1 protein-coding gene and 1 pseudogene are annotated in these 2,840 nt (G+C 63.1%); both read right to left on the reverse strand.

The annotated features are described in order from the left end of the window. Positions 1 to 1,590 (reverse strand): annotated as a pseudogene (locus JNL55_RS26955) (amidohydrolase); the annotation flags it as partial. After that, a partial coding sequence (locus tag JNL55_RS26960) for an amidohydrolase family protein (RefSeq protein WP_293861850.1) occupies positions 1,587 to 2,840 on the reverse strand: 1,254 nt, incomplete at its 5' end. The pseudogene JNL55_RS26955 and the gene JNL55_RS26960, both read right to left, overlap by 4 nt.

Below are 2,840 nucleotides of genomic sequence, written 5' to 3' on the forward strand. Positions count from 1 at the left end.
CGGCTTGCCGCCGAACGTGCCTCGCGCGACTACCCGCGCTGCGCCTCCGGCCACCGGCAGAGAGATGAGTGCGGCTTCGCGGATCTGGCGACCGAATTCCATCGTTGCATGCAAGCGGGCCGTATTGTCCGAACGAACGGCAAGCACTGTTGTGCCGTCGGGCGTGAACACGGGATAGGAATAGTAGGCAGCGCTATCGGTGATCTGGCGTGGCTTGCCTCCAGACAGCGGCGCAATCCAAACCTGCCCGGCTTCCCGCGCGGTCCAGGTAATGAACACGATGCTGCGACCGTCGGGTGACCAACTCGGGTGAAACTCGGGCGTATCGAAGTTGGTGAGCCGGCGCGGTTTGCCGCCGCCAGTTAACGGCATCACGTACACATGGCCGAGCGCCGAGAATGCTAGCCAGTTGCCATCAGGCGATTGCTCGGGTGTCTGTATCAGACGCGCCCGCACCGGACCGGTGTCTTCCTTCACCGCGACGCGAGTGAGTGGCCCCAACTGCAGGTCGACGGTCGCCCTGAAAGGAATGGGCGTCGCGGTGCCGCCGACCAGCGGCAATCGTTCCAGCTTGCCGCCACGACTCAGGATGATTGCCGAGCCGTCCCGTGTGAATGTGTAACGAGGCACGAGATCCTGCCAGCTCTGCGCATCGATCTGATCGCGTTCGATGGGAAAGGCGAGCCAACGATCCGCGCCGTTGCGCAGATCACGCAGACGCAACCCGGTCTGCCCTTCGAAACGTGTCGCATAGGCCAGCCAGTTGCCATCGGGCGATAGCGCGGGACGGAAGTACGCGCCTGGATAGTGTTGTCGCCCCGGCGCAGCTGGCTCAGTGATCAATGTTTCTTCGGCGCCGCTCGTCAGATCCCGGCGCACAATCGACCAATCTTCGATCTGGCCAGGCTGCGCACTGCCGACGCGACGTGCGAAATAAACGTGGCGACCGTCGGGAGCCAGCACCGCGCCCAGGCTGCTCTTCCGAGCTGCGCCAGCATCCTGAATGGGGACGACCAGACGTTCGTCGCCGTCGAGGCCGTAACGCCACAATTCATAGTTATTGAGGCTCCAGCGGAAACGGCTCACGTAAATCGCCTGGCCATCCGGTGCCCACGCCGGCGAGACCAGCACGGTGTCATCGCCACCAAAGCTCACTTGTCTCGGCTGCGAGCCGTCGGCTCGCATCACCCAAACATTGTCTGCGCCCGAGCGATCGCTGATGAACGCGATCCATTCACCATCCGGCGAATACGTGGGTTGGGTATCAAACCCCAGGCCACGCGTCAGCGCAGTCGCTCGACCACCGCGAGCATCGATCCCGTAAAGATCGCCGAGCAAGTCGAAGACGATTCGCCGGCCATTGGCGGACAGGTCCACCGACATCCACGTGCCTTCGTCGGTGTCGAAGCTGATGGTTCGCGTGGGCTGCAACGGCAGCACTTGGCCGAGCGGTTGCCTTGGCCTGGAAACCTCGGTCGACCCGCCTCCCCCATCGCCCTGAGCCAGCAACGGCAGAGGAAAATCGTTTTCGTGCGCGAATGTCATTGCGCTGATCGCTAGCAGCGCCGCAAGCCACGACAGTCGACTCATGGCTGAACCCGAGTAGCACCGGCTGCGGCTCGGATCTGAGGCAGGTAGCGATCGCGCAGCTCGCTTTGGTGAGTGAGCTGCGAAACTGACTGTCCGCGAATCAACACTGTTGTGGGCAGCGACGACGGTTCGAGCGGATCACCGTCCCAAATGACGATATCGCCGTCTTTGCCCGGCGCCAGCGTGCCACTGCGATCGTTGACACCCCAGATCTGCGCGGGCGCGCTGATGATGGAGCGTAGGCCCTCGATATAGGGCAAGCCATTGGCCACCGCGAGGCCCGCACCTTCTCGCACTGACGAGCCCGGGTTGTAACTTTGCACGCCGTCGAGGCTCACTGCGATGACGACGCCGGCCTTACGCAACAACGCCGCGTTGTCCAGTCGCGAACCGAGCTGATCGAACGAGTATGGCAAGTTTGCCGTCGGGTCGAGCACCACGGCGACCTTGGCAGCGGCGAGTTCAGTCGCGACTCGCCAAGCTTCGGCGCCACCGATGATCACGATACGAATGCCGTACTCACGAGCAAGCTTCGCCGCTTGCCTGAGGTCGGACTCACGATGCGTGGTGATTGCCAATGGAATCTTGCCGCTCAGAACCAGATCCAACGGGGACGGCGTGACCTTCGCAACCGGCTTGACCGGAACTCCTGTTGCCGGCGCGCCAGTCACTGCCGGCTTGGCGGCCGCGGCGATCGCACCATCGAGAGCAGTTCGCAACGCCTGCCATTCAGCCGCGCGCGAACCGAGGCTGGACGGCGCGACTCGACTGCCGATCGAAATGAACAACCCAACGCGCGGCTGTTCCAGCACGTCGCCGTGTTCCACCAGATGCAGTAGTGCCCCCACTCCACCGAACGGGGCAACGCCACCGCTGCCAGGATAGGTAATCGCGCGGGCCAAGCCGTCCGCGCGCGCCAACCGAATCAACCCCGAATTCGAGTTGATCGCGTATTGAATATCGAACGCCGCCCCGGGACCACCCGGCTTGGCGCTGTGATCGATGGTGTCGCTTGCGGCATTCACCTCAATCAGCCCCAACTGTGTGGCGGCGTTGATGATGCCAGGTGTAACGACTCTGCCCTGCGCGTCGATTACGCGTGCGTCTGCAGGCGGCGTGCCCGCAGATGTCATCGACACGATCGAGCCGTTAGCGATCACGATGGTTGCATCCTCGATCGGTCGATCTTCCGTCAGCGTCCAAGCTTTCGCATGCACGACGGCGATGCTCGTGTCGGACGCATTGGCAAC

Origin of the sequence: Steroidobacter sp. (genome assembly GCF_016790065.1) — a bacterium.
GTDB lineage: Bacteria > Pseudomonadota > Gammaproteobacteria > Steroidobacterales > Steroidobacteraceae > Steroidobacter.